The 4,515-nt window shown below is 71.8% G+C and carries 5 protein-coding genes; 4 read left to right on the forward strand and 1 reads right to left on the reverse strand.

Annotated elements, in window-relative coordinates:
• Window positions 1-170 precede the first annotated feature (170 nt).
• On the reverse strand, window positions 171-878 hold the full coding sequence (locus R6V09_RS46710; protein ID WP_317887541.1) for a GntR family transcriptional regulator: 708 nt from the start codon (window positions 876-878) through the stop codon (window positions 171-173).
• 170 nt (window positions 879-1,048) lie between these two features.
• Here R6V09_RS46710 and R6V09_RS46715 point away from each other — a divergent pair, with 170 nt between their 5' ends.
• From R6V09_RS46715 to R6V09_RS46730, 4 genes are all read left to right on the forward strand, one after another.
• Window positions 1,049-2,368: an MFS transporter gene (locus tag R6V09_RS46715; protein WP_317887542.1), complete on the forward strand. Its 1,320-nt coding sequence runs from the start codon at window positions 1,049-1,051 to the stop codon at window positions 2,366-2,368.
• Complete coding sequence (locus R6V09_RS46720; protein WP_317887543.1) at window positions 2,365-3,186, forward strand: putative hydro-lyase; 822 nt, start codon at window positions 2,365-2,367, stop codon at window positions 3,184-3,186. Before R6V09_RS46715 ends, R6V09_RS46720 begins: the two co-directional genes overlap by 4 nt.
• A gap of 12 nt (window positions 3,187-3,198) precedes the next feature.
• On the forward strand, window positions 3,199-3,951 hold the full coding sequence (locus R6V09_RS46725) for a LamB/YcsF family protein (RefSeq protein ID WP_317887545.1): 753 nt from the start codon (window positions 3,199-3,201) through the stop codon (window positions 3,949-3,951).
• Window positions 3,948-4,515, forward strand: a 568-nt coding sequence (locus R6V09_RS46730; protein WP_317887544.1) for a 5-oxoprolinase subunit B family protein, incomplete at its 3' end; no start/stop codon positions are given. The genes R6V09_RS46725 and R6V09_RS46730, both read left to right, overlap by 4 nt.

Raw genomic sequence — 4,515 nt, forward strand, 5'->3', positions numbered from 1 at the left:
CCAGTCCCTCGTCGGCGGCCGGGCCCGGGGCGGGGCGCGGCCCCGCGCTGAACTGGGGCGGAACGCTGTCCGTCGATGCAGGCGAAGTCACGCTGCACAGACTAGGTCCTCGGTCTGACAACGACCCAAACGACGCAGAAGCGACTACCGCCACAGCCGCGTGCGGGGGTTCAGCCGAGGGGCGTACCGTCCTCGCCGACCTGCCGCCGGTACGCCTCGACGACCCGTTCGAGCGAGTCGTCGAGATAGACCGCGAGCAGTCTCTCGGCCTCGGCGGCGTCGTCCTCCTGAAGTGCCTGGAGGATCAGGTGGTTGCGCTGGAGGTACGGCTCGTGGAGCGCCTTCGGGTCGTCCACGAGGTGGAAGGCGAGCCGGAGTTCGGCGAAGACGCTGCGCATCAGCTCGTCGGTGCGGGCGCTGCCGGCGAGGGCGACCAGTTCCCGGTGGAAGTGGATATTGGCCGTACCCACTCCTTTCCAGTCATCCTCGACGGACGCCGACTGCCCCTCGGTCACGGCCGCGGCGAGCCGTTCGAGGGCGTACGGAGGCTCGCCCAGCCCTCGTACGACAGCGCACTCGACGAGGCGGCGGGTGCGGTAGATGTCCTCGACGTCCTCGACGCTCAGGACCCTGACGAAGACGCCCCGGTTCAACTCGTGGACGAGCAGACGCTCATGGGTGAGCAGCCGGAACGCCTCGCGGAGTGTGTTGCGCGACACACCGAGCGCCCCGCCGATGCTGTCCTCCGAGAGCCGGGCCCCCGGCGGGAAATAGCCCTCGGCGATGCGGCTCCTGAGGATGTCCGAGACGCGTTCGGCGGTGCTCGTACGGCCCAGGAGGGCGCGGTCGTCGGCCAGTCCCGCCAGCTGATCTGCCATGCCCGGAATTCAACCGCAGATACAAGAACGAAACAACATGCCTCTTGAAGGATCGTTCAACGATCCTCTACCTTTCTCGACACGGCGTCACCCGCTCACCCCGGCGCCGACGGCCTCCGCACGGCCCGGCTCGGTCCCAGCACCCTCCGTCCTCCCTCTGCGAGGTGCCCATGAGCACGACCCCTCCACCTCAGGCCCTGAACAGCGGAACGCAGCCCGACGCGGATGAACTGACCGCCGACGACGGTGCGTTGGCCTGGCTGCGCGCACTCGGTCCGAACGGCCGCCGGGCCTTCGCCGGCGCGTTCGGCGGCTACGCGCTGGACTCCTACGACTACTTCACGCTGCCGCTGAGCATGGTCGCGCTGGCCGCGTACTTCGGCCTGGACAGTGGCCAGACCGGCCTGTTCACCACGGTCACCCTGGTCGTCTCCGCGGTCGGGGGCGCCGTGGCAGGGGTCTTCGCCGACCGGGTAGGCCGGGTCAAGGCCCTGATGATCACGGTGATCACCTACGCCGTCTTCACGGTGGCCTGCGGCTTCGCGCCCAACTACGAGACCCTGCTGGTGTTCCGCGCCCTCCAGGGCCTCGGTTTCGGCGGCGAGTGGGCGGTCGGCGCGATCCTGGTCGCCGAGTACGCGAGCGCCAAGCACCGCGGCCGTACGCTCGGCGCGGTCCAGAGCTCCTGGGCGGTGGGCTGGGCGCTGGCGGCGGTCGTCTACACGCTGGTCTTCTCCTTCCTCGGCGACGACATGGCCTGGCGGGTGATGTTCTGGACCGGCGCGCTGCCCGCGCTGCTGGTGCTCTGGATGCGCCGCCGGGTGCACGACGCCCCCGAGGCGACGGCCGTGCGCGAACAGAACACCCAGAAGGGTTCGTTCGCGGCGATCTTCAAGCCGGCCACGGCCGAGTCCCCGGGCCTGCTGCGCACGACGGTCTTCGCGGGCCTGCTCTCCACAGGCGTCCAGGGCGGCTACTACACCCTCGCCACCTGGGTGCCGACGTACCTCAAGACGGAGCGCGGCCTGTCGGTCGTCGGCACCGGCGGCTATCTGACCTTCCTGATCTCCGGCGCCTTCCTGGGCTACCTGACCGGCGGCTACCTCACCGACGTGCTGGGCCGCAAACGCAACATCTGGCTCTTCGCCCTGCTCTCGGCGATCTGCATCCTGGTGTACACACACATTCCCGACGGCGCCAACACCCTTCTCCTGGTGCTCGGTTTCCCGCTCGGGTTCTGCATGTCGGCGATCTTCAGCGGCTTCGGCTCGTACCTGAGCGAGCTGTACCCGACGGCGCTGCGCGGCACGGGACAGGGCTTCACGTACAACACCGGCCGCGCGGTCGGCGCCGTCTTCCCGACGCTGGTCGGCTTCCTGGCCGACAGTTGGGGTGTGGGCGGAGCGCTCGTCTTCGGGGCCATCGGTTACGGCATCGCGGCGCTGGCGCTCCTGGGACTGCCGGAGACCCGCGGAAAGGAACTGGCGTGAACCGCACGGAGGACCGTCCCCTGACCCTCGTCGACGAGCACGCGCACGCGTGGAGCCCGCGTACCGCCCGGGCGCGCTTCCGGGCCGGGCTGACGGGGCCGACGGCCGGGATCGCGGCGGGCCACACCCAGGTCAACCTGATCTCGGTGCCCGCCGACTGGGCGTACGACATGCTGCTGTTCTGCCAGCGCAACCCGAAGCCGTGTCCGGTGCTCGACGTCACGGACGCCGGCTCCTGGCGGACGGTGCTGGCCGACGGCGCGGATCTGCGCACCGATCTGCCGCGCTACCGGGTGTGGCGGGACGGCGAGTTGGTGGACGAGCCGACGGACGTACGTGCGTACTGGCGCGACGACCTGGTGTCGTTCCTGATCGGCTGCAGCTTCACTTTCGAGTGGTCGCTGAGCGAGGCGGGCGTCCCGATCCGGCACATCGAGCAGGGCCGCAACGTCCCGATGTACGTGACCGGCCGCCCGTGCCGCCCGGCGGGGCGGCTGCACGGCCCGATGGTCGTGTCGATGCGCCCGGTGCCGCCGGAGCACCTGGCGACGGCGATCCGGGTGACCGCGCTGCTCCCGGCGGTGCACGGCAGCCCCGTACACTGCGGCGATCCCTCGGGACTCGGCATCGAGGACCTCGGCCGCCCGGACTTCGGTGATCCGGTGGACGCCGCGCCGGACGACATCCCGGTGTTCTGGGCCTGCGGAGTGACCCCGCAGGCCGCGGTGATGGCGTCCCGCCCGCCGTTCGCCCTCACCCACGCACCGGGCCAGATGTTCGTCACCGACGCCCGCGACGAGCAGTACCGCGTCGCCTGACCAGGAGAGATGATGATCGATCTGAACGCCGACCTCGGTGAGGGCTTCGGCCGCTGGCATCTCACCGACGACGAACAGCTGCTGTCCGTCGTCACCAGCGCCAACGTGGCCTGCGGTTTCCACGCCGGGGACGCGGTCACCATGCGGCGGGTGTGCGAGCTGGCGGCCGAGCGCGGGGTGCGGGTCGGCGCCCAGGTGTCCTACCGGGATCTGGCGGGCTTCGGACGGCGCGCGATGGATGTGCCGTCCGCCGAACTGGCGGCCGAAGTGGCGTACCAGATCGGCGCCTTGGAAGTGTTCGCCCGGGCGGCGGGCACGCGCGTGTCCTACGTCAAGCCGCACGGCGCGCTCTACAACCGGGTCGTGCACGACCCGGAGCAGGCCGCCGCGGTGATCGAGGGCGTGCTCCTGGCCGACGCCTCGCTGCCCGTGCTCGGGCTGCCCGGCTCGGTCGTCCTCGACCTGGCCGGGAAGGCGGGCCTGCCGGCCGTCCCGGAGGCGTTCGCGGACCGCGCCTACACCGACGAGGGCACGCTCGTGCCGCGCGGCCGGGACGGCGCGGTGATCACCGACCCCGAGGCCGTCGTGGAGCGCTCGCTCAGCCTGGCCCGCTCCGGGACGGTCGAGGCGCTCTCCGGGACGCGCATCGAGGTGCGGGCCCGCTCCCTGTGCCTGCACGGGGACACGCCCGGCGCGGTCGAACTGGCCCGCAGGGTCCGCGAACGGCTCCTGGAGTCGGGTGTCCTGGTGGAGGCCTTCGCATGAGGGCCCTGCGTGTCGGGGACGACGCACTGCTCGTCGAGGTCGCCTCAGGGGAGGAGGCCGAGGCCGTCCACGCGGAACTGCTGCGCCGCCGCGCGGAGGGCGCGCTCACCGTCCGCGAGATCGTCCCGGCCGCCCGCACGGTCCTCCTGGACGGCCTCGCCGACCCGGCCCGGCTGGCCTCCGAACTGACCACCTCCGAACTGCCCCCCGCTCCCCCACGCACGGGTGAGGTGATCGAACTCCCGGTGCGCTACGACGGCCCGGACCTCGCCGACGTCGCCGCCCTGTGGGGCGTCCCCGAGGAGGAGGTGGGCCGCATCCACGCGGCCACCGAGTTCCGCGTCGCCTTCTGCGGCTTCGCCCCCGGCTTCGGCTATCTCACCGGCCTCCCGGCCCGCTACGACGTCCCGCGCCGGGCCACCCCGCGCACGGCCGCCCACGCCGGTGCCGTGGGCCTGGCGGGCCCGTACACCGGCGTGTATCCGCGCGCCTCGCCCGGTGGTTGGCAGCTGATCGGCACGACGGACGCGGTCCTGTGGGACCACGCGCGCGTGCCCGCCGCAC

The sequence above is a fragment of the Streptomyces sp. W16 genome (genome assembly GCF_033194735.1).
Taxonomy (GTDB): Bacteria; Actinomycetota; Actinomycetes; order Streptomycetales; family Streptomycetaceae; genus Streptomyces.

Bases quoted from the DNA above. Each gene is read 5' to 3' on its own strand.
- R6V09_RS46710 (WP_317887541.1), bottom strand. From the start codon at position 878: ATGGCAGATCAGCTGGCGGGACTGGCCGACGACCGCGCCCTCCTGGGC.
- R6V09_RS46715 (WP_317887542.1), top strand. From the start codon at position 1,049: ATGAGCACGACCCCTCCACCTCAGGCCCTGAACAGCGGAACGCAGCCC.
- R6V09_RS46725 (WP_317887545.1), top strand. From the start codon at position 3,199: ATGATCGATCTGAACGCCGACCTCGGTGAGGGCTTCGGCCGCTGGCAT.